This window comes from Paenibacillus sp. FSL H3-0457 (assembly GCF_037981725.1).
GTDB lineage: Bacteria > Bacillota > Bacilli > Paenibacillales > Paenibacillaceae > Paenibacillus > Paenibacillus amylolyticus.
In genome coordinates this window covers 4,978,393-5,001,628 of the sequence record NZ_CP150283.1, presented here as the reverse complement: position 1 = coordinate 5,001,628, position 23,236 = coordinate 4,978,393, and the positions used below count along the sequence as shown (strand labels likewise).

The window sequence follows — 23,236 nt, the reverse complement described above, 5'->3', positions numbered from 1 at the left end:
TTTTATTTGCATGTAAAAGATTGACTAAGTTGAGATGGCAGACTCAGGGTTAATTTATCGCGGAGCAAGGTAACCATACGCCTTAGCCGGAGAGTTCGCCTGAGGACGAAAATCTTCGCTCGGTTCATCCATAAATGCCGGGTTCACATATATGGAGTGTGCATCATTGCCAGATCCCTTGATGTAGGCAGCGATGCCGGAGTAGGCTTTATTTTTCCAAACCCACAGGGCATCTTCCTGCTCACCTGGTGAGTAGTAGACATTATGGTCAAACACATTGCCGGTATTGCTAGTATATTCGTTGTATATTAGTACTTCCGAGCTGCCTGATACGAGAATGTTACGCATGAATGTATTGTTCTTTGTCCGTGACTGCATGAATAACTGTCCATTGCCTGCATTCAGGGTATCATTTCCCACAAGTGTATTGTACATAATCTTGCTATCCTCGGTAGCTCCTCGTTCCTCGTCATAACCTCCCATGGCAATACCCGTCAATCTGTTGGAATAAATCAGGTTATCACGCACGGTAATGTTGCTGGTTGAACGTCCGGCATGCTCTGATGCAATCTCAATTCCGATATCGCTCCGATATACCCGGTTCTGGTCGATGATATGATCTTTCCCGCCATCTACGTAGATGCCGCCGGCCGAGTTGGTATCATTGGGTAGGTCTGTACCGTAGGAGGGATTGTTATTGGACGTAATATCGTATACTTCGTTTCCTCGTACAATGCCGTTCCGAGCCTGATCGTACGTGTCGTCCTCGGACGTACCCTCGTACCCGATCAGATCAATACCAATATTATCGGAATCATGGATGATATTGTCCTGGATGGCAAAGGTATCAACATTACCGTTGACTGCGAGTGACTCGCTTGAACCAAGTGTAAGATCATACAATTCATTATCCTTGATGATGATATCGCGTAAAGCTTGAGGGTGCTCTGTGCCATATATGGCAATACCGTGGGCATCCCTGCCCCGCAAATCGGGACCTTCAGGAGTTGCGTAACTAGCGATCGCGTGTATGGTGTTGCCTAACAGCTGAATATGCTCACCTGCTCCGTGGACATAAATCCCGGTTGGAACTTGGCCCCCAAGTGTGGTTGTGAAATTACGAATTTCGAGATTTTGAATCGTGATATAACTAGCATTTTCAATTTCAATCAACCCTTCAATGCCCCGGACAGATAAACCTTTACCATCAATGATAACCTGCTCCTGAGGATAACTTGAAAATAGGGTTGGATTAGCGGAAGAATTACCGCTCCGGGTGATTTTGACTTTCTGATGATAGACACCTTCACGCAAATAAATCGTGCTTCCTGGCGAAGCATGGTCGGCTGCGTGCTGCAACGTTTTCCACGGAGATTGAATGGTTCCTTTATTCGAGTCGTTTCCTTGGGGTGATATGTAATGGATGACCTGGGGATCAGACTTTTGAACAGAAACGGGTTCCTTCATGGCAGATGTATGATTCTGACAACCGGATACAAGCAACATCAGAATCGGAATCATAAGTATAACTACGCGAATCAAATCGTTTCCCCCTTGAATTTAGCTTTGAAGATAGATTATAGCAGATTTGAACGGGTTAATAACCCATGATATGCTCTTATAAAATCAGCGAGGAGACTGCTCATGAATACATTAACGATAGCTGAATTAGTAGATCGGGAGAATCACGCATGGGAAGAACTTAAGGAACTCCTGGATAGTGGGCAAAATACATATGTGTATGTTCCAGCAAAACAAGAAGCTGGAGAGGATACCCTTTATCGTCTGCAAATAAGCACCAAATCCTATTTGGGGGCTGTTGCTTATGAGACAGAAGGTATTGTACTGGACCATGGCTGGATCACGCTGCTTGGTGCGGGTGGTGACAGTACATCGGGGAGTCTCACCAGTTGGAATGGTGTAAGTGAGCAACCTTGGGTAGATGTACTGGAAGGTATGATGGTCGTTGCATATGATGCGGCAGGTGGTTTCTTCGGACTGGATACAGGCAAGTATGGCCGCACGGGACACATTTATTATTTTGCACCGGATACACTCGAATGGGAATCGACAGAACTGGCATATTCAGGTTTCATCAACTGGCTGGCGAATGGTGATCTGGAGCAGTTCTATCGGACCTTTCGCTGGAAAGGCTGGCAAGAGGATATGTCTCAGCTCCAGACAGGACAAGTATTTGCGTATTACCCACCACTTTGGACGCAGGAAGGTGACGGCGAGAGCAGTAGTAAAGCCCCAATTAGCATCATGGAGGCCTGGAAGTTTGCACTGGACGGTAAATAGTTGGCATGCTGCTGTAGGACGAAATCAGGAAATTAACCGGTAAATTCAAGTTCATTGAGTGATCTACTTTAAAAAAACGGCATTCTGTTCCAAACTAAAAAAGGCTCGCGCTTGGCGCGGGCCTTTTTGTTCTGAACTTTAAACATCAATTATCAATTGTCCAATGTAACAGGTTTAATGCTTGAGCGTGAAGCTCTGCTATGCCAGACGGTCAACCCGAGTGAAACAACGCAGACGAGCAACAGACAAGCATACACCACATGATAAGCTTGCTCGACCGAGACTCCCGGAATACTGTGTAGCAGCAGCCCACATACGGCTACAGACACCGAACCACCGAAGAACTGAATCAATTGTAACATGCCCATACCGGAACCGATTTGCGCTTTGGGCAGCACACGTGACGCTTCATTATTCAGTGAAGCCATGGAGGCTGACAGTGCCGGTGAGAAAAAGAGATAACCACTGGTAATGATCAAGGCGGATTGATCCAGTCCGAGCATAAATAAGGCAAGTACCGCTGCGAGCAGGATGTGTCCAATGATCATAAATCGCATATTGCCATAACGGTCGATCCAACGCCCGACGAAACGGGTGCAGAATGCTGCGACGATTGCCCCAGGAGCAATCAGCAAACCAATGGCGAGCGAAGAGCGCCCATATAGATCAGCAAGCACAAGCGGCATCAAAAACAGATTGCCCAGATTCACCACCAGCACGCAGAATCCGATAAGGATTAACCGGGTGTATCCTGGCGTTTGGAACACTTGTGGATTCACAAACGGAAGACTCGCTTTCCGAATATACAGGAGGTGTGCAAGAAGCGAGATAACGCCGATGGCAAACCAGAACCAGGATTGCTGGGTGATCGCGACCAGAAGTGTAGTGGCGTTAATGACGGTTAATATGGCACCAATCACATCGAAGGGCTGATCTGTTTTGACGGATTCACGGGGGAGAAAATAGAGCAATACAGGCAGGGCGAGCAGGACAAGCACGGTTATGGCAAAAAGTCCGTTCCAGCCCCAGTACTCGCTAATGAGTCCGCCGACAATGGGGCCAAGTCCAAAAGCCATGGCGCTACCTGATGAGATCAGCGCGATGGCAGCTCCGCGTCGTTCCACCGGGATGTAACGACTTGCAATGACGAGGCCCAGCCCGGCCATAACTCCTGCACCCGCAGATTGCAGAATACGTGTCAGTAACAAGATAGCGAAGTTATGCGCGAACAACCCCAGCAATGAAGATAACCCCAGGATCAGAAGCCCGACCGTTAACAGTTTGCGTACCGGGATACGGTCTGACAATCGGCTGTAGATCACCGTCGACAGGGCGTAACCAATCGAATAACTTGAGATGATCCAAGACCCCAGGTCCGAGGTAATCTGCAGATCATGGATAATGACTGGCAAAGAAACATTGAACATGGTGGTGTTCATCACAACGATAAACAAGCAGCATGTCCAGAGTGGCATGACAATTTTATCTTTCACGGTACCATTCCTGTCTTGGGTATGAATATGAATTCGGATAGAACTTTTAATAGATATTTGATGAAAAGCAATATATCATTTTACACCGAAATTTATAATATGGCAATAATGTCATAATAATTCGTTCGGATGTGATGGCATAGAAAGATATTAATAATAAACAATAGACGGATTTCCTGAATTTAACTAAAATGATCATTGAACATACATAAGCAGATGGATCAGCGGTTAGGTAACTAGATATGTAAGTAATTAGCATGTTGAAAATGAAGGAGAGTATACCCATGACTCATGCATTATTAATGTCCCATAGCGTATTTCCGACGCTTGATATGAATCGAACCGCGCAGTTTTATGAAGAAAAGATGGGCTTTCGGGTCGTCGAATATCTCGATGCCGCGGAACCTCATATCTGCCTGTATCGTGATCTTACCGAGATTATTTTAACCCAAAGCAATGGACAGAAAGTTATACCCAACAGAGAGTTATATGGTTATGGATATGATGCATATTTTATTACCCAGAACCAGGAAGAGCTTCAACAGGAATTGATCAATGCAGATGTGAAAATCGTACGTGCCCTCAATCATACAGACTATAATAACAAGGAGTTTGTGATCGAGGATATCGATGGACGCTGGATCGCTTTTGGCATCAAACAAGGGTAATTAGACGCAGAAAACGGACTTATTAATCGCTAATGATGTTCAAATTGATAGCGGAGTATGTGAGGGAGTAATCTAAATGGTAGAAGGATTTTTATTGTTGTTTGCCCAGATCGGTTTAATTGTTGGAATAGCTTTAATAGCATCCGGATTAACAAATGGTTCAAAAGGGAAAGAAAAGTTTAACTGGTCGGCGACCATCCCCTCGGTATCCCGGGGATTATGTATCCTTATCCTGTCCATCTGTTGGTTGGTATATAGATATCAACTTAATGCTTAAACATTTTGTGAGGATGCTCTAGAAATCATCAGTATGCCTGTGAAGTGTACTCTTTGTCTTTGTGAAAAAATGCAAATAAACAGGCGCTCCGATAACGGGCGCCTGTTTGTGCATGGTATAACTGCAGATCTTACGCCGCAGTAACTTGTTTGCCGCGATTGCGAATCCACTTGATGACATCCATCAGAATGACGGCGACAAGTGCAAGTCCGCCTGCAATTATGAACTCATTCCAGCCGAATGTATCCGGGATGGCGAATACACCGCGAACACCTGGAATCAGTGTGATTGCATAGAGACACAGACATACCAGAATGGAGCCAAGCACGAATTTATTGGTCATGAAGCCCACCTGGAAGATGGTCTGTGTGTTGGAACGTGCTGCAAAAGTTTGCAGACTGCGTGCCAGAATCAAGGTTGTGAATGCCATAGCCACACTGATTTCCTCCGAGATGCCAAGTCCGATATATTGGGACACAATAACAGCCGCACCAATAAGGACACCACGTGTAATCACAGCCTGCAGGGTTCCACCTGCGAAGATGCCTTCGTTAATGTCACGGGGTTTACGCCGCATGACATCTGGCTCGGGTTTCTCTGTACCCAAAGCAATGGCAGGCAGGGAGTCGTTCACCAGATTGATGAACAGTAGCTGAAGGGCCGTAAATGGATTAACCCAGCCGACAATCAAGGCAAACAAAATGGCGATAATCGCGCCGAGGTTACCGGCAAACAGGTATGCGATGGCTTTTTTGATGTTATCAAATACCATCCGTCCAACACTGACCGCATTCACGATGGAGACAAAGTTATCATCCGTCAGAATCATGGCAGCCGCATCCTTGGCAACATCTGTTCCGCTACCCATCGCTACACCGATGTCGGCTTGTTTCAGCGCGGGTGCGTCATTAACTCCATCTCCGGTCATGGCTGCCACTTTGCCTTTACGCTGCCAAGCACGAACAATCCGGATTTTGTTTTCAGGAGATACCCTTGCGTAAACCGAGATATGTTCGAGTTGTTGATCCAGCTCTTCATCAGACATTTTGTCCAGTTCGGCTCCGGTAATGGCGAGGTCATCCGGTTCGGCAAGGCCGATATCCACACCGATCGCCTGAGCCGTTGTTTTGTGATCTCCAGTGATCATGATGGTGCGAATGCCCGCTTTTTTGGACTCTTCAATAGAACCGTATACCGCTTCACGCGGTGGGTCAATCATCGCTGTCAAACCAACCAGTGTCAGATCATGCTCGTCATCAATGGTGACCTGGTTTTTATCATCGAATTTTTTGTACGCGTAGGCCAGCACACGGAAGGCACGTTTAGAGAAGGCCTCATTTTTTTCTTCAAACTGTGTGCGAATCTCAGGTGTGAGGGGCTGAACCTCACCGTTGATAAACACATGACTACAGCGACTGAACAGCACATCCGGTCCACCTTTGGTCAGCAAAGCCGTCTGTCCCTCGAAGGTATGCACCGTACTCATGAGCTTTCGATCCGAGTCAAAAGGAAGCTCAGCTTCACGCGGGAACTGGTCACGGATTTCATTGTAATCCTTGTTCACCCGGTTGCTGAAGGCAATGAGGGCCACTTCGGTTGGATCACCCAATTCCTTGCCTTCCTGGTTAATATTCGAATCATTGCAGAGCACTGCAATATGTAACAGACGCCGTTCCTCTTCCGACCACTGATCGGGATCATCGGGAAATTCGTCCTTGGTGCCATGGGGAATGTAATAATCCACGACAGTCATCTTATTCTGAGTTAGCGTTCCGGTTTTATCCGTACAGATGATACTGGCAGAACCGAGCGCCTCAACAGCAGGCAGTCTGCGAATGATCGCATGTTGTTTGGCCATCTTATTTGTTCCGAGTGACAATACGATAGTCACAATGGAGGATAACGCCTCAGGAATGGCAGCAACGGCAACAGCAACGGCAAACATCAGTGCATTTACGATGGAAGGCCCGATATTCTCCGTACCTTCGGTCAACCATACACGACCGGCTTCGATGCCAAAGATGAGAATCGACAAGCCTAGGATGAAAAAGCCCAGTTTTTTGCTGAATGATTCCAACTTGCGCTGTAATGGTGTGTTCTTGGCTTCGGCATTTTCAATCAGTTCGGCAATTTTGCCGATTTCGGTTTTGAGAGCTGTACCTGTAATGACAAGCATGCCCCGTCCATATACGACGAGTGAGCCACTGAAGGCCATATTGCGACGATCTCCAATAGGCGCTTCATCCGGAATGGCATCGGCGTGTTTCTCCGCAGCTTCGGATTCTCCGGTCAACATGCCTTCGTTGATTTTCAGCCTTCCTGATTCCAGGATACGCCCGTCTGCCGGGACATAATCACCTGCATCCAGCATAACAATATCACCGGGAACGAGTTCCCTTGCTGGAATAGTCTTTTTCTGCCCGTCACGAATGACCTTGGCTTCGGGTGCAGACATTTGTTTCAGCGCGTCAAGCGAACTCTCGGCTTTTTTGGTCTGAACTACACTGATCACTGCGTTGAGCAAAATAACCAGGAATATGATCAATGATTCAATCAGGTGTCCAAGTACAACCTGTACCGCGGCTGCAATCAGCAGCACGATGACCATCGGATCTTTGAAATTTTCGAGGAACAATTTCCAGACTGGTGTTGCATCTTTACCTTTTAACTCGTTATATCCTTCCGTTTCAATTCTCTTGGCAGCTTCGGAGGTCGTGAGTCCCTTGGAGGAACTTTGTACATCCTGAAGGGTTTCCTCCGCACTGTGTCTGTAATGTTGCAATTGACCAGCTCCTTGAATATTAGATTTCTCTGTGTATTACCCTTACGGGCAAAATCTAGAATCGTTTCATTTTCGTATTTTTTTAAGATTATGGATTTATACGTTTTTAGCTGTACACAGTATTTTTCATAATGATTCGAGATATGCCTTTTTTTGAATGTTATTATTTCCAGTTTGGATGATAATCTGGAGAACCAAATATAGATGTTGAATCAGAAACTGTGTGCACCATCACACTAGCTCATATCAGGGTCTGTTACGCTATTACATAACGAACTGCGTTTAATCTAAGTTTGGAGGGGAAACCATATGTTTTGTTATCAATGCGAACAGACGCCGAGTGGCGGGTGTACCGTGGTAGGGGTATGCGGCAAAAACGAAACAATCGCAAGTTTGCAGGATACGATGATTTTTGCATTAAAAGGCATCGCTGCTTATGCGACACATGCACGCCAGTTGGGATATTCTGATCCTGAGGTGGATCGGATTACACATGAGGCATTATATATGACATTAACGAACTCGAATTTTAATGTACAGGAACATCTGGAGATGGCGATGAAGGTAGGTAATGCAGCAATCCGCATTATGGATGTGTTGGATCGTGCGCACACGGATCGCTTTGGTGTACCGCAACCGATTACGGTTAGCCAGAACCAGATTGAAGGACAGTGCATCGTGGTGACGGGACATAATCTGTATGCATTGGAGGAGTTGCTTCGTCAAACTGAAGGGAAAGGAATCAACATCTATACCCACTCGGAAATGTTGCCTGCGCACGGTTATCCGGCGCTGAAGAAATACGCCCATCTCAAGGGTAATATCGGCAAAGCCTGGTACGATCAAAGAAGACTTTTCGAACAATTCCCGGGTGCTATTCTTGCAACGACGAACTGTGTTATGCCGATCAAAGGCACATATGCAGACCGCTTTTTCTCCTACGAAGTGGCGGGTCTGGAGGGTGTGGCCAAGATCATGGATCATGACTTCTCACCGCTGATTGAACGTGCATTGTCTCTGCCTGCGGCTAATGTACAGTCGGAGCAAGTTTTAACGACAGGGTATCATCATGAGACCGTGATTGGGCTTGCGCCCGAGATTATTCAAGCGGTGAAAGACGGGCATATCCGTCGATTCTTCGTTATTGCTGGTTGTGATGCGCCAGGCAAAGGTGGCAACTACTATCGTGAACTTGCGACATCCTTGCCGAAAGATACTGTAATTTTGACGACTTCCTGTGGTAAGTTCCGCTTCAACGATGTGGATTATGGTACGGTTGGAGACACGGGTATACCGCGTTATATCGATCTGGGTCAATGCAACAATTCCGGTTCTACGGTGAAAATTGCAATGGCTTTGGCGGATGCTTTTGGCTGTACCGTGAACGAGTTACCTGTCAGCATTGTCTTGTCCTGGTTTGAGCAAAAAGCAGTTGCAATCCTGCTTGGCCTGTTCAGCCTCGGGATTCAGGACATTCGAATTGGACCAAAACCGCCTGAGTTCATATCGGAAGGTGTCTTGGATGTACTCGTAGATATGTTTGGTCTAAAGTTAATTACAACGGCAGAAGAAGATATGAACGCAATGTTGGCACTGTCATAGGATGAGGATGTATATTTACGTGCATCGTCATCTGATGACTGTGAATGTCGGTTGTGAGTATGAAGAGTATGACTCATAAGTACAGATGGATAAGAGCCTACATAAAAGTAGGCTTTTTTGCTCTTTCGACTTTCATAGGTCCATATACCTTGTATAAATGAACATGAAATGTCAGGGAAATTAGTTTTTTTATCCTATTGAAGTTTTTTCATGGAAATGTGTATATAGATAGAGGCATATTAGATCATAACACATCACAAAACACGGGTTTACCGTAATATGAGGAGATCGTACATAATGCATGACACACAGATTGAAGATTGGTTGAAACTCGCAGGAGGCAAGGAGAACATCAAGCTCGTAGAACACGTTAAGGGCACGACGACGCTAGCACTGAAGGAAAGTACACAATTGAACATGTCGGTTCTTGCCTCCGCAGATGTTGTAGCAGATATTCGGGTAACAGGTGAGCAGTGCCGTCTGGTAATAAGAGATGAATCTTCACTTATCTACAATACGTTACTGGGTATGAACGCTTGGGAATCTACAGGAACAGCATTGCAGGAAGCGGGACACGCGAAGAAGAACAGGTTCTCGATCTTACATTTTGTATCCGATGTATTCAGGCCCTTGATGCCTGCGATTCTCGGAGCCGCTGTTATTAAAATTATAGTCGCCATTATTGCGTTAATGGATACGTACAGTTCTGCGGACTCTTCTGCGTTGATGGACAGCCAGACCTTTACGATCTTCAGGATCATTGGAGACGGTGTATTTTATGTACTGCCTATATTGGTAGCAATCAGCACAGCGTATCGGTTGAAGAGCAATATCTATGTTGCAGCATCTATTGGCGGACTCATGTTTTATCCGGAGATGACCATGCTGATGTCAGGGGAAAAAGAGGTGCATTTCCTGGGTTTGCCACTTGTGTCTCAGCCTGCTTTTTACTCTACGCCCATCTGGGTCATTCTAACGATCTGTGCAGCCGCCTTCTTGGAAAGAGTCGTTGAACGATGGAGCCCAAAATTCTCCAAAGGGATGGTTGCTCCATTCCTGACGTTACTGATTCTTGTTCCGCTAGTATTGATGATACTTGGTCCAGTCGGAACCTGGATTGATGAGTATCTGCCGGAGGCATTAAATTCACTAGTAGCTAATGCTCCAGTGTTGACGGTGATGTTACTGGGAGCAGTCTTCTCGTTAATGTTAATTATGGGATTACACTACTGGCTGATTGCCATCATCATTAATGAAATGGTTATGAATGGTGGTTCTATGGTGATTGCTGCCATGTTAGTGGCGATTGTTGGACAAGCGGGGGCCGCGCTCGCAAACGGAATCCGCTCGAAAGAGCCAACATCCAGAAGACTGGCTTTCTGGGCTACTGGAACAGCCCTCCTTGGAGTGGTAGAGCCTGCATTGTATGCGGTCAACATGAGAAAAAGATCCTCTTTCTACGCGGCATTGCTGGGTGGAGCTGCGGGTGGACTATATTTCGGATTGTTATCTGTCAATGCATTTGCTATGGTGGGGAATCCGAGCTTGATCAGCCTCCCGCTCTTCATCGAAGAGGGTGGCCTGAATCTGTTACACACTTGCATTGGTGTGGTTATTGCGTTTGGTGTCTCAGGTGGACTAACGTATTGGATGGCAGGAAAAGGACAGAAACGGGGACAGGGGTCACCGAAAGCCAGCATTGAGTAATACGTAAAACGTAGCATTAAAGTTGTAATAAAGAGCTTGTACCTTATGGTGCGGGCTTTTTTGTTGTGTTTTTCTGATTAATGTAAGTATGGAATGTACAATCGCTGTCCACCATTTTATTCAAGCCATAGCTTGTTGGTTATGGAGTTGTCATGTATTTTGATATAGTGAAACCTATAAATCTGGATTACTAATCCCTTTGAAAGGATAACCTATGTCTGACAACATGGAATGGATTGCTCAATGGAAGTCAACGAATGCACTAAGCAACGCATGGATAACGAAAGGCGAGCTGCATTACTTTCCCAGTCACACCTTGATATTTATTATTGATGGAAAAGCGATCTGGAATATAAATGGACACCGAGTTCACGTCTCCTATGGAGAATTAATTGCGCTTGAAGAGAACTCCGTATTGGAGGTCATTGAAGGTGGCAATTTGGATCTGGCAGGCTGGCATGTTCAGTTCGATACATATTCGGTGCTGCATGATAGACGGGAAGCTGAGAAGTTCGAATGGCGGTTACCGTCAGGAGAGGCGTATCAGAAAGTGCAACTGTCCGGTGGAGGTCTGGCAAGTATCATTCAGCATTGGAGTGAAGTGCATACACCGGATCAGAGTGCAGAAAGAGTTGGCAATCAGCATTTGTTATATGAGTTGTTAAGTAATCTATATCGGAAACAGCCGGATAACGAGTTGAAGCCAGAACACGGTATACTTCGCTCCATTGACTACATGCAGCAGCATTATGATCAGGTCATTACACGTACACAGTTAGCTCAGATTGCCGGTATTAGTCCATGGCATTATTCCCGCAAATTTAGTGAGCGATATGGTAAGCCACCTCTGGATTATCTGGCCCACTACCGGATCTATCGCGCGCAGGAAGAACTGATATTAACCGCTGCAACCTCACAGGATATTGCCAAAAAGACTGGATTTGAAGATGCTCATTATTTTAGCCGACGCTTCAAACAACTGACGGGCGTATCACCTAAGATATATAGGCAGACGTTGACGCAGCGAAAGATCGTATCACTTTCTCCAATCTGTGCAGAAATTATGATTCATCTGGGTGTCATCCCTCATGCCGTAGTGGTTACCCCAATCCTGCTGTCCCCACATCACCATGAACAATTTATAGCGCATGGAGTGCAGATGCTGGAGGTTACACAGTATGAGGTGGAGATAGAACTTGTTCGACAAGTTCAACCGGAGATGTTGATAGGAAACGTATTGACGGAAGAGGTCAAAAGGGAGTTGCGCACAATTGCACCGATTCTAACCGGACTTCATCAAGATGTAGAACCAATGCTCAATCAAATGGCAGCCTGGTTTTATAAAGAAGATGAGGCTTATAGACTGCATCAGCAGATGAAACACGAAGTCAGCGTAGCTAAGCGACAGTTGCAACCCTTCATCCAATCCGCGTCCACTGTCATGCTGCTGAGGGTAGAAGCGTTTGGTTATCGATATCTGGGTGGGCATTCACACGGGGTATCACACTTGTTATATGAACAGCTTGGATTAACACTGCCGCAAGCACTGGATTCAGGTACAGCATGGTTTAACCCTTGTTCGCTTGAACTGCTCACACAAGCCAATCCCGATTACCTCTTTGTGGAGAAGCGGATTATGCAGCACTTCAGTGCTGAAGAGAATATGAGGAAACTATGGGAGAGTCCGCAATGGAACGAGCTGAAGGCTGTGAAAAATAATCGGGTATTTTACGTAGATACTCACCTGTGGGTAGACGGTCACGGAATAACGGGACACACTCTGATTCTTAATCAGATCATTCGCCATTTTACGGAATCTTTTCATGAGAGAGCACAATAATCCAACGGAATACGCACGATATGCTATGGAAGCAACACTTCTTATTTGATACTATTTGATAATAATTATCATTATCAATATACATAAGGGGCGAAGTATATCATGTCACGAAGATTTAAAGGGTTTGGTATCATGCTGTTGGTGATTAGTGTAATGCTGGCGGCATGTTCCGGTGGAACCAAGGAAGAGAACACTACAACTGGAACAGCAGGTGCTACAACTGAAGGAGTAGCGAGTACTGCAGAAGAAACAGCGACTGAAAGTGGGACTAAGGTGGTGAAGGATCAGTTTGGAGAAGTAACGATTCCAACTCATCCTCAAAATCTGGTTGTGTTTGATTCGATCTATGCCGAGTATCTGATTGAGATAGGTGTAACACCCCAAATCGTTTTGTTAACTCCAGAAGTTGAAGCGGAATACCGCCCTGATTATTTGAAAGAACACGGAGTCCAGATCATTGAAGTCGAGCAATATCAATATAATTATGAGCAGTTGCTTGCGTTGTCACCGGATATGATCCTTGCAGCTGGCGAAGGCATGGAACAGGGCGTATATGATGAATTGTCCAAAATCGCTCCTACGGTGGCACTGGATGCCAACAGTGAAATGAAACGTGCTATGCCAAAGCTGGCTGCCATATTTGACAAGACCGAAGAATCTGACAAAGTACTGGCTGAATTCGATGAGAAAGCCTCACAAGCGAAAGAGAAAATCGCGGTAGCCCTGGGAGACAAGACCGTATTGGTTCTCCGGGTAGAGCACAATCGTTACCGTTTCATGGGTCCCAAAGGAGGAAGCAGCAGTGTTTTCTTCTATGATATCCTGGGTCTGAATAGTCCTGAAGCGATCAAAGACTCTACAGATTGGTTTAGCCAGTTCTCCCTGGAATTCTTGCCTGAGATGAATCCGGATTATATTTTCCTGGAAGACAGAACCCTCGTAGGTTATGACACGAAGAAATCCATGGAAGATCTGAAAGCAAGTCAAGTGTGGTCGAATCTGGAGGCTGTGAAGAATGATCATGTCTTCCCGTTGAAGACAAGCCAATTTGTATCAGGTGTAGGTCCGATTGGCTCTGTAAAATTGATGGACTATGTTGTTGAAAAGTTGGTGCCTTAAATGACAACGGAGACACAATTGGATATCTACGATATTACGATTATAGGTGGTGGGCCTGCTGGAATGTACGCCTCCTTTTATAGTGGCATGAGAGCCATGCGTACCAAAATCATTGAAGCCAAACAGGAACTGGGTGGATTCATGCGTACGTACCCGGAGAAGCTGATCTGGGATGTGGGAGGGGTTGATCCGATTCGCTGTGAGAAACTGATTGAATCGCTGGAGAGACAAGCGAGAACGTTCGATCCAACGATTGTATTTGGGCAGGAAATTGCTGAGCTTGAACGACGTGAAGATGGTGTATTTGTACTCATGTCCAAAACAGGGGAGCGCCATTACACACGTACCATCCTGTTATGTGCGGGTAGAGGCATGACTCAGGTGCAAAAGCTGGATGTCGAGGGTGCCAATCGGTATGAGCTGACAAATCTGCACTATACCGTAACTGATCTATCCCGATTTGCCGGGAAGCGTGTTCTGATCTCGGGTGGTGGCGATTCCGCAGTCGACTGGGCGAATGAAATGGGCAAAATAGCAAGTGAAGTTACGGTGGCACACAGACGTCATGAATTTACCGGACACGAGTCGCCAGTTGCTCAGATGAAAGCTCAGGCCAACGTCATGACGCCGTTTAGCATCTCACGCTTATACGGTACAGGTGACAAAATCGATCGTGTCGAGCTAGCCCATGTAGAAACTGGTGAGATCATACATGTTGAAGTGGATGAAGTTGTTGTAAGCCATGGGTATGATCGTGATTTCGGTAACCTTGTGCAATGGGGACTGGCGCGTGAAGATTACGGCGTGTCCGTTGATCAGCGCATGCGTACCAACATTCCAGGTATCTTTGGAGCGGGTGATTTCATCACTTATGGAAGCAAAGTCAGGCTGATCGCAGGTGCTTTTAACGATGCGGTGCTCGCAGTCAACAGTGCCAAGACGTATCTGGAACCTGCTGCTTCCGATATGGCGGGTGTCTCTTCCCATAATGCCCGTTTTTATGAAAAAAACAAAGCTCTCTCCAATACGTAGATAGGTTTGCGTGAATGGAAGGCAATCTGAAGAGCCCGACACAATTTCGAGATCTCCTCGAAATTGTTCGGGCTTTTTTCAATAGAATGATGAAGTAAGGAAATGAAATACAAGTTGAAGAAATGATATAATCATAACAAAGAAATATGAAAGATCACTATGGGAGGTAGCAGATGAAAAAGATAAACAAATTTATATCTTCTCCTCTTGAATTTGAGGTCTTGGAGCATGACCAGGTGATTGCCAAAGTGAAGTTGGATTATAGCAATCAAACGGTTGAAGTATGGCAAGATAAAAGTGTATCGCCTGTTTTTCTCCCTTTTCCAAGCAAGTCTAAGGTAACCGTTGGGGATGTACTGGATTACTTTGAATCCAGATGTTTCCCTCGCACCAGACATCATGCCGATAAAATTTTGCAATCATTAGGTCTGAATGATTATGTACCTTCGGAAATCGTAAAACAAACACATGGCGTGTTATATGATGATTATGTCTGGATTCGATTTTCTAATGAGGAGTTGTCTTGTGCTGATGTCCATCCCCGTTTTGCAGGTGAGCAAGGATTCTCGTAAGACTTTTGTCAGTAGTAGCAAGATTTTGAGAGAGTTGCTCAAATTCTAAGATCCCAGATTCGAAAGTATGAACACTTATTTGTGTGATTAGATAAAATATGTCGACGTATCCATATTGAAAATAGCGACATATTCATACCAAATAAAACAGCGCCACCTGAATCGTTCTGGTGGGCGCTGTTTGTGTAACCTTTTTTGAGATGGATAAAGGGTCTTGAATCACCAGACTGCCGATCTTGGCGAATGGATAGATGATTTTCTAAGGAACTCAGGACATCTTATTTGGTCTTCAGCTCCTATTCTTAAATTGTAAGGAACATCAGACACGTTATCTACCAAAATCCCCTTATAAAAACACTGAAAACGGCTTGTTAATCGGATATGGAGTGTCTCAAGTTCCTTAGATTTCTGCACGCACTTCAAATCGTTGAATAAGACGCCTCAGATTCGTTAGCGCTCGCTCCATATTTTGATCTAACCGGCGGCGAGCCGAGAGAACGACCCTGAATCCCGCCCAAAGCGAAGCTTTTCATTGTAAGGAAGAAAATCTGCTTTCACGACGTCTTGATCGCTTGCTCGTACTTGAAGGGCACGTTCTCATACATTCAGGATTCAGTGCGCTTGCCTACGCTGAACACGTTCAGGTTCGGTTTCGGGCCTCACTAGAATTGAAAACTTGTTCTAATTCAGTTCAGTCTGTCCACTTGCGAGTCGATCTGCGATCTCTTCGGCTTGTAGAATGGAGGTATAGGGATCAGCAGTGAAATATTTATGAATATCCAGTTTGTAGATATGATCGTTCTGCACGGCAGGCAGATTGTCCCAGACGTTAGGCAACAGAGAGTGATCTTTCGTGCCTTCTGTAACCATCATCAGCAGGTAATCACCTACATACTCTCCAAAGACCTCCGCGCTAGCTTCCAGATTTTCTTTGCCTTGGTCCAGAAGATCTGATTTTACCTTGGGTGCCGGAGTTAGTCCAAGCAATTCATAGGCTGCTCTTCCACCACGATTGGCGCTGTTGCCGATAATGGCTGGGTTCTTCAAAAAGTTAAAATCGGCAACGGTGAAGGTGGCACCATCCGGAATGACACCTTTAATTTTGGCCTGAGCTGCTGCGATCCGTTGTTTAAATGATTCGTTCCAAGTTATAGCTTCTGCTTCGCGGTTCAGAATCTCGCCCATGGCTGTCACTTCTGCTTCCATGGAATCATACTGATCGGGTACGAATACGACAGTCGGAGCGATTTTGGAATAGGTCTGAAATTTCTCCTGGTCCCATGTGATAATCAGATCCGGTTCCAACTCTACCATTTTCTCAAGTGAAACCTCACTATGGTTACCCAAATCGGCGCTATCGACAAGTTTGTCACGCAGGAACATTCCATAATCCAGCAGACTGCTCGGCACACCAACAGGTGTTACACCGACAGCCAGAACATGTCCTATATTCCAATCAACAACTACTCGCTCCGGGTTGAGGGGGACTGTAACGTCTCCCATCATTGTGGAGATTGTTCTTGTCTGTGGTGCGGTGCTTTCTGTTTCTGTCACGACTTGTTCCACCGTCTTTTTTTCGGTACAACCACTAATGAATACGGCCATAATCAGCAAAACAGGCAGGACGATACGATACCAAGCTTTCTTAAACAACATGACAAACCCTCTTTCTAATTGATAATGATTTTCATTTAATATAACTCTAGAGACAATCTAACGATTGCACAATAACCAATTCGGAAGCGGAAGCATAACCATTTCAGAACTCAATCGACAGGTTGAACTGAGAATGATTATCATATATGATGAGGCGAAGCTTTGGATGTGGTAACGAGGAAACACAAAGAAAGGTCCATGACGATGAACATAGAAGAATACGGGGCATTATGGGAGCATATAACAATCCGATTACTGGATATTCGGATCATGACCGTTAACATCAGTGAAGATCCTAATACGTGGACGCTTCCCTCGAATGCTTTTTTACTAATTACGAATGGCAAGGGGAAGATCTGGCTTGGTCAGGCGATGCATCACATTAAAGGGACATATATTCTGCACGCCTCCAAAGGAACGCGCCTGGATTGTCTGGCTAAGAAGCCGATGGAAATACATATGTTGTCTTATTCGTCACCAGAGTCAGAGAAGCCAAATACTGAAAGATCCCAAACATATACTGGGTCGGAGTCTTTGCAAGTAAGTTTTGGTTTTGAACCAGCGTGTCCATTGCCATTAATTGAAATCATGCAGTTGATATACAGACAATGGAATGAACTACAGTCAGCAGGCCGGATTCAAACCAAGGCGCTGTTCTACCAATGGCTCGCCGAGATGCTGAAACAAATGCAGGAGCAGAAGTTTAACGATGCTAAGCTGGATCGGGTAGATCAAGCGGTGCATTATATGAAACGTCACTACGGGGAACCACTCAAGATAGAACAGGTAGCTGAAATGCTGAATTGTAGTCCAAGGTATCTGAACCAATTGTTTCAGCTTCAATTAAATATGAGTCCCAGTCGTGTGCTGTCACAGATTCGGATGGAACAGGCATTAAAACTACTGGTGAGCACGAATGGGACCTTACAAGAAATCGCGGAGAGAGTAGGCTATGAGAACGGCTATACGCTAAGTCGTTATTTCAAGAAACATTATGGTGTATCTCCTAAGTTTTACAGAAAGCGTCGAGAGTGCAGTGCTCCAGATGTAGCCCTGCAAACATCCCAACCACATGCCGCTCTGGAAAGTCATTATTCGGGATGGAGCGAACGAACGGTACCTATAGTTGAAGCTGACAAAAACCAGCCAAAACAGAAGATTATAGATCTACAAGGAGTCCAAGTGAGGAACCCCCCAGCGCTCGCGGTACCAAGAGCCAGAACTCTAAAACTTGCCACAAGCATGGGCGAGATTACGGTACCGACCAAGCCTAGCCGTGTTGTCGTGGACTGGAATTTGGGAGAAGTGCTGGCATTGGGAGTGACGCCTCTCGGAGCGCCGCATTCACTCATTGAAAGTAACCAAATGCTGGAGCCTTATATCTATGATCAAGTACAGGATATCGGCAATCATAATTTTATCTCGCTCGAAAAAGTGCTTGAACTGGAGCCCGATTTGATTATCACCTGGAATCCTGCTGCCTACGCTTCCTATGCCCGGATTGCGCCTACGGTGGTCTATGGAGGGAGTGGTTACGGCTCTGTAGCAGAGGGGATTCGAGAGATGGGACGTATTCTGAATCGCCAGACAGAAGCCGAAACATGGATTAAGGAATACGGTCGGAGAGTACATTCTTTGCAGCAAACGATCCCGGGCAAGGTCTCCGCAGAGAAGACATTTACCGTCATTGATCCGAACTGGGGAGAACATATTACCCTTGTGGGAAATACGGGAACTCGTGGAGGTAAGGCAGCCTACGGGTTACTGAACTTGAAGCCAGCAGGCAAGGTTCGCCAGGAACTATTGGAGCCGGGCCTGGAATACCTGGATATTGCGCGGAGTGCGGTAGGTGGGTACCTGGAGGACTACCTGTTGGTGTTGGATAATGGTCCAAGACACGGACTTGATCAAGCTTCAGGCAAACCATGGCAGAAGTCCATCGAGACAGATCACTGCCGGATTATTAGCCTTGACTGGAATAGATATTTCCTCTCCGACCCGTTGTCTGTGGTACTTCAAGCCGAGGAAATGGCAGACCGGATTATGGCATATTAATTGTCGCTCACGCAATGAGCAGTAAGACTTATCGACCAGATATCATATATGCATATCCCGAAATGAGCCAACCATATATGTGAATATCTGGTGAATTTCTCGATGTTTAAGTCCATCATAGTTTATTCTCTATTATACTTAATGAAAACGGACGAGGAGATGGACTCCAAATGAAGAAACAAATGTGGATCATTGCAAGTGTTGCAGTTGTAATTGTAATCGGAACCTATCTGTTTGCAAGCAATACGGGTAAGGATAAGGCGGGCACAGCCAGTGCGCCCAACATCCGAAAATTGGTGGAAGATATCAGCACAGGAAAAGAAACACCGGAATCTGCCTCCATTAATGCCAAACAGTTAATCGTCACCGATCAAGATGAAAAAACCATTACATATGATTTGCCTGAAAATGAATTTTTCCTTTCCATTGCACCCTATGTGGACCAGACCCATCCCTGTGCAATTCATAGCTTGACCGGTTGTCAGGGGGAAATGAGCAATAAGGAATTTAGCGTTACCATTCACGATTCTCAAGGCAACACTTTTATGAAAGATGCAGTGATGAAGTCTGGTGCAAACGGATTTATGGATTTTTGGGTGCCTAGAGACAGAACCTATCTGATTCGTATTGTTGGAGATGGAAAGGTTGCAGAAACGCAATTGTCTACATACGAAAATGATAATACATGCATCACTACAATGCAGTTGAGTTAACAGCAATCAATAGAAGGGAAGGATGCCTTTTGAGCTATCCTTTCCTTTTTTATTTCATAAAAGAATGGGAATAAGGTACTTTCCATTGACAAAAATCCATTCCTACGGCATAATCCAATAGTGATAATGATAATTGTTATCATATAAATACATATTAACAGGGGAGAAAAGAGATATGAAAAAAGGGTTGAATGGACTGTTGATTATGCTGGCCTTTGTGCTGGTTTTGGCGGGTTGTGGTAAAACCACGACTACAACTGATACAAGTCAAGGTAGTGGCTCGGGTAGTGCTCCGGCTGAAGAGACAGCAGGTCCTGTTACCGTGAAGCATAAACGTGGAGAGCTTAAGCTGGACAAGCCAGCAGAACGTGTCGTTACGCTTGAATGGACATATACGGAAGATGTTGTTGCCTTGGGTGTTCAACCAGTAGGTAACGCAGATAACGCTAACTATAAAGTGTGGGTAACATCCGAAGCAGCACTGGATGACAGTGTAACGGATATCGGAACACGCAGTGAACCAAATCTGGAAGCTATTGCTGCATTGAAGCCAGATCTCATCATTGCTAATGCAGATAATAACACGGCGGTCTACGATCAGCTTAACGCGATTGCTCCAACGATTGAATATGATCCGTATGATGGTGACGGCTATGATTATGACAAGATGACAGAGATCTTTAATAACATTGCAACAGCTCTCGGTAAAGAAGACAAAGCAAAAGAAGTTCTTAGTGATCTCGATCAACACTATGTAGAAGCCAAAGAAAAACTGGCTGCTGCGGGGAAAGAAAACTTCAACTTTGCACTGACACAAGCGTTCACATATCAAAATGCAGTCAGCCTGCGTATGTTTACCGATAACTCGGTTGTGATTGGTACATTGGACAAAATCGGACTGGTTAACGAATGGAAGCCGGATAAAGTTGAGAACTATGGCTTCTCTACAGTAGGTATTGAATCCTTAACCGATGTAAAGGACAGTAACTTCATTTATATTACACAACCAGACGATGACGTCTTTGGCACAGCCATGAAAGATAACTCGGTATGGAACGGACTGAACTTTGTGAAGGAAAAACGCACATATCAACTTGATAGTACAACATGGACATTTGGTGGACCGATCTCCTCCAAAGTATTGGTTGATGGGGTAGTCGAGGCGATTACCAAATGAGTTCGGTTCAAGGATCTAAGCCAGCTATGAATTGGCGCACAATAAGCATATATGGGGGCGGTCTAACCGCTCTCATCGTGCTTTTTTTTGTAAGTCTGTGTTATGGAGAAGCTTCCATTCCTTTGCATGTCGTTTGGGACGCTCTTACAGGTAGACAGGATTCATTAGAGCACAATATGGTTTGGGACTTGCGCATGCCGCGTACAGTGATCGGTATTCTTGCGGGTGGCGCACTGGCTGTTGCGGGCGCTTTGCTGCAAACGATTACTCGTAATCCATTGGCTGCTTCAGATACGCTGGGCATTAATGCAGGAGCGTACTTTGTGGTGGTGCTGGGAGCTATCGCTTTTCCAGGCGTGTTAAGTCAGTCGCCTTTTCTTTTCGCAGCCCTAGGTGGTTTGCTGGCAGCATTTGCGGCTTATTTCATGGGCGGCGGACGAACATCAAGCCCGGTTCGACTTGCGTTGTCCGGTATGATTGTATCGATGGTGCTTGGTTCATTTACGAGTGCATTACATATTTTTTTCTCCATGGAGACACAAGGGTTGTTCCTTTGGGGCTCCGGAACACTTGTCCAGAATGACTGGAGTGGTGTGTTTTATGCTTTACCTTGGGTGGTTGGTATTACCCTTCTCGCGTTAATTCTGTCCAGACAGTGGGATATGCTGGAGTTGGATGAATCAACAGCCTCTTCCTTGGGACAAAAGGTTACATTGGCTCGTGCAGTAGGGTTAATTCTTGCTGTATTGCTGGCCGCTGTGATTGTAAGTGTAATTGGGCCGATTGGCTTCGTGGGACTGGTCGCACCACATCTGGTTCGATTGAGTGGTGTACGTTCTAATCGATTACTTTTACCCGGTGTGTTCATATGGGGCGCAGCGCTCCTGGTTGGAGCAGATGTCCTCGCCAAGATGGTGCATAACTCCAGCATGGAACTGCCAACGGGTGCTGTTATGGCAATCATTGGTGCACCGTGGCTCATCTGGCTTGTTCTTACACGCATGAAGGCTGCAAACGGATCAGGCATGTCAACTTCAATGAGCACAGGAGGAGCTGCGCGTCGCTTTGCATTTGGCCCGATGGCTGTATTATTTTCAGTCATAACGGTCGTGCTTATCTTGCTCAGTACGATGTTTGGCGGTATGCGAATTCCGCTGGCCGATTGGTTACCAAGTCTGTTCCAATCGGATGGACTGTTCTCCGCGCTGATTCAGCTTCGGATTCCGCGTACACTTGTTGCCGCAGGTGCAGGAGCTGCACTGGCAATCAGTGGTGTACTCATTCAGATGGCGGTACGTAACCCGCTGGCAGATGCTTCAATTGTTGGTGTGTCCTCAGGTGCAGGGCTTGGAGCGATGATGGTCATCATCTTATGGCCGGGTCTTCCGATATACTTGCTGCCAATTGCGGCAATCATCGGTGCAGCCATTGCTGCAGTGGTGGTGTTCTCCCTCGCCTGGAAGAAAGGACTGAACCCTTCGGCGGTTGTGTTGCTGGGGATTGCAATGTCTGCCATTGCTGGAGCAGGTATTCAGATTCTGATTGTCCGTGGTGCGGTATACGGTAGCAGCGGATATATCTGGCTGACAGGAAGTACCTATGCTCGTACCTGGGAACAGGTGAGGGTTATCGGATTATTTTTAGTTATTCTGGTACCGGTGGCTTGGTGGCTGGCACGCAGATTCGAACTGCTGGTATTTGACGACAATAGTGCATCCGGGCTTGGTCTCGGAGTACGTCGTACACGATTATTAGCCATGACAGTTGGTGTATTACTTGCAGCAGGTGCGGTTGCTTGTGTAGGAACCGTTGGTTTTATCGGTCTGATTGCACCACATATGGTTCGGTTACTGACGGGGAATAAGTTAAGACGATCCATGTTCCTATCCGCATTAGCGGGTGCAGTCATGCTGGTGCTCGCCGATACAATCGGCAGAACCGTCATGGCACCGACAGAGATTCCATCAGGCATACTCATTGCGATCATCGGAACACCGTACTTCCTGTATCTGATGTATCGTTCCAACTGGCGCAAGTCTGTATAAAAAGTTCAAACCTGAAGCCTGCTCCCCGAGCAGGCTTTTTGCTGTCACGGTATGCCCTCCAGCCATGATCTTATGTTCCTGTTTAACCCGGTTGCATAGATTGGATCATTGGACCTGACGTGTGGTACCCACAGATAACCTCACCCAATGAATGTCTACTCCCGCACCAAATGACAAAATCCCCTCACATCTACAAG

16 protein-coding genes are annotated in these 23,236 nt (G+C 45.8%); 12 read left to right on the top strand and 4 right to left on the bottom strand.

The features are described 5' to 3' along the window. Positions 1 to 54: 54 nt before the first annotated feature. Positions 55 to 1,542: a DUF5123 domain-containing protein gene (locus tag MHH25_RS22070; RefSeq protein ID WP_340018062.1), complete on the bottom strand. Its 1,488-nt coding sequence runs from the start codon at positions 1,540 to 1,542 to the stop codon at positions 55 to 57. A gap of 102 nt (positions 1,543 to 1,644) precedes the next feature. On the opposite strand from MHH25_RS22070, the gene MHH25_RS22065 reads away from it, so the two are divergent. Then, entirely contained in the window at positions 1,645 to 2,301 is a 657-nt protein-coding gene (locus MHH25_RS22065) for a DUF2625 domain-containing protein (RefSeq protein ID WP_036668639.1), read from the top strand. Positions 2,302 to 2,453: 152 nt separating this feature from the next. Here MHH25_RS22065 and MHH25_RS22060 read toward each other — a convergent pair whose 3' ends face one another. Then, complete coding sequence (locus MHH25_RS22060) at positions 2,454 to 3,794, bottom strand: MFS transporter (protein ID WP_340018060.1); 1,341 nt, start codon at positions 3,792 to 3,794, stop codon at positions 2,454 to 2,456. Between the two features lie 284 nt (positions 3,795 to 4,078). Here MHH25_RS22060 and MHH25_RS22055 point away from each other — a divergent pair, with 284 nt between their 5' ends. Next, a complete protein-coding gene (locus MHH25_RS22055) occupies positions 4,079 to 4,462 on the top strand; it encodes a VOC family protein (RefSeq protein ID WP_192133516.1) in 384 nt (127 codons plus the stop codon). A 407-nt stretch (positions 4,463 to 4,869) separates the two neighbouring features. Here the strand turns inward: MHH25_RS22055 and MHH25_RS22050 are convergent, their stop codons facing one another. Continuing rightward, a complete protein-coding gene (locus MHH25_RS22050; protein WP_340018058.1) occupies positions 4,870 to 7,521 on the bottom strand; it encodes a cation-translocating P-type ATPase in 2,652 nt (883 codons plus the stop codon). A gap of 309 nt (positions 7,522 to 7,830) precedes the next feature. On the opposite strand from MHH25_RS22050, the gene hcp reads away from it, so the two are divergent. The 6 genes from hcp (at position 7,831) to MHH25_RS22020 (ending at position 15,393) form a co-directional block, all read left to right on the top strand. Continuing rightward, positions 7,831 to 9,123 carry a hydroxylamine reductase gene (hcp, locus tag MHH25_RS22045; protein WP_340018056.1) on the top strand — a complete coding sequence of 431 codons (1,293 nt, stop codon included), beginning with the start codon at positions 7,831 to 7,833 and terminating at the stop codon, positions 9,121 to 9,123. 297 nt (positions 9,124 to 9,420) lie between these two features. Next, positions 9,421 to 10,830, top strand: a complete 1,410-nt coding sequence (locus tag MHH25_RS22040) for a PTS transporter subunit EIIC (RefSeq protein ID WP_340018055.1) — start codon at positions 9,421 to 9,423, stop codon at positions 10,828 to 10,830. Between the two features lie 214 nt (positions 10,831 to 11,044). After that, positions 11,045 to 12,670: an AraC family transcriptional regulator gene (locus MHH25_RS22035; protein WP_340018054.1), complete on the top strand. Its 1,626-nt coding sequence runs from the start codon at positions 11,045 to 11,047 to the stop codon at positions 12,668 to 12,670. Between the two features lie 102 nt (positions 12,671 to 12,772). Continuing rightward, the gene (locus tag MHH25_RS22030; protein ID WP_340018053.1) at positions 12,773 to 13,789 is read left to right on the top strand and encodes an ABC transporter substrate-binding protein; all 1,017 of its coding nucleotides are present in this window, start codon (positions 12,773 to 12,775) and stop codon (positions 13,787 to 13,789) included. Beyond that, entirely contained in the window at positions 13,790 to 14,821 is a 1,032-nt protein-coding gene (locus tag MHH25_RS22025) for an NAD(P)/FAD-dependent oxidoreductase (RefSeq protein WP_340018052.1), read from the top strand. It abuts the gene before it with no gap. A gap of 173 nt (positions 14,822 to 14,994) precedes the next feature. Continuing rightward, complete coding sequence (locus MHH25_RS22020) at positions 14,995 to 15,393, top strand: hypothetical protein (protein ID WP_340018051.1); 399 nt, start codon at positions 14,995 to 14,997, stop codon at positions 15,391 to 15,393. 681 nt (positions 15,394 to 16,074) lie between these two features. Here MHH25_RS22020 and MHH25_RS22015 read toward each other — a convergent pair. Further along, positions 16,075 to 17,049 (bottom strand): ABC transporter substrate-binding protein, encoded by a 975-nt coding sequence (locus tag MHH25_RS22015; protein ID WP_340018050.1) that lies wholly within the window; start codon positions 17,047 to 17,049, stop codon positions 16,075 to 16,077. A 204-nt stretch (positions 17,050 to 17,253) separates the two neighbouring features. Here MHH25_RS22015 and MHH25_RS22010 point away from each other — a divergent pair, with 204 nt between their 5' ends. The 4 genes from MHH25_RS22010 (at position 17,254) to MHH25_RS21995 (ending at position 23,039) form a co-directional block, all read left to right on the top strand. Then, positions 17,254 to 19,104: an AraC family transcriptional regulator gene (locus MHH25_RS22010; protein WP_340018049.1), complete on the top strand. Its 1,851-nt coding sequence runs from the start codon at positions 17,254 to 17,256 to the stop codon at positions 19,102 to 19,104. Between the two features lie 170 nt (positions 19,105 to 19,274). Beyond that, positions 19,275 to 19,817 (top strand): CueP family metal-binding protein, encoded by a 543-nt coding sequence (locus tag MHH25_RS22005; protein WP_340018047.1) that lies wholly within the window; start codon positions 19,275 to 19,277, stop codon positions 19,815 to 19,817. 175 nt (positions 19,818 to 19,992) lie between these two features. Next, complete coding sequence (locus tag MHH25_RS22000; RefSeq protein WP_036617469.1) at positions 19,993 to 20,994, top strand: iron-siderophore ABC transporter substrate-binding protein; 1,002 nt, start codon at positions 19,993 to 19,995, stop codon at positions 20,992 to 20,994. Beyond that, positions 20,991 to 23,039: an iron ABC transporter permease gene (locus tag MHH25_RS21995; RefSeq protein ID WP_076252758.1), complete on the top strand. Its 2,049-nt coding sequence runs from the start codon at positions 20,991 to 20,993 to the stop codon at positions 23,037 to 23,039. Before MHH25_RS22000 ends, MHH25_RS21995 begins: the two co-directional genes overlap by 4 nt. Positions 23,040 to 23,236: the final 197 nt, after the last annotated feature.

Excerpts from the sequence above, each read along its gene's own strand:
- MHH25_RS22065 (WP_036668639.1), top strand. The coding sequence starts at position 1,645 with ATGAATACATTAACGATAGCTGAATTAGTAGATCGGGAGAATCACGCA.
- MHH25_RS22055 (WP_192133516.1), top strand. The coding sequence starts at position 4,079 with ATGACTCATGCATTATTAATGTCCCATAGCGTATTTCCGACGCTTGAT.
- hcp (WP_340018056.1), top strand. The coding sequence starts at position 7,831 with ATGTTTTGTTATCAATGCGAACAGACGCCGAGTGGCGGGTGTACCGTG.
- MHH25_RS22040 (WP_340018055.1), top strand. The coding sequence starts at position 9,421 with ATGCATGACACACAGATTGAAGATTGGTTGAAACTCGCAGGAGGCAAG.
- MHH25_RS22035 (WP_340018054.1), top strand. The coding sequence starts at position 11,045 with ATGTCTGACAACATGGAATGGATTGCTCAATGGAAGTCAACGAATGCA.
- MHH25_RS22030 (WP_340018053.1), top strand. The coding sequence starts at position 12,773 with ATGTCACGAAGATTTAAAGGGTTTGGTATCATGCTGTTGGTGATTAGT.
- MHH25_RS22025 (WP_340018052.1), top strand. The coding sequence starts at position 13,790 with ATGACAACGGAGACACAATTGGATATCTACGATATTACGATTATAGGT.
- MHH25_RS22020 (WP_340018051.1), top strand. The coding sequence starts at position 14,995 with ATGAAAAAGATAAACAAATTTATATCTTCTCCTCTTGAATTTGAGGTC.
- MHH25_RS22015 (WP_340018050.1), bottom strand. The coding sequence starts at position 17,049 with ATGTTGTTTAAGAAAGCTTGGTATCGTATCGTCCTGCCTGTTTTGCTG.
- MHH25_RS22010 (WP_340018049.1), top strand. The coding sequence starts at position 17,254 with ATGAACATAGAAGAATACGGGGCATTATGGGAGCATATAACAATCCGA.
- MHH25_RS22005 (WP_340018047.1), top strand. The coding sequence starts at position 19,275 with ATGAAGAAACAAATGTGGATCATTGCAAGTGTTGCAGTTGTAATTGTA.
- MHH25_RS22000 (WP_036617469.1), top strand. The coding sequence starts at position 19,993 with ATGAAAAAAGGGTTGAATGGACTGTTGATTATGCTGGCCTTTGTGCTG.
- MHH25_RS21995 (WP_076252758.1), top strand. The coding sequence starts at position 20,991 with ATGAGTTCGGTTCAAGGATCTAAGCCAGCTATGAATTGGCGCACAATA.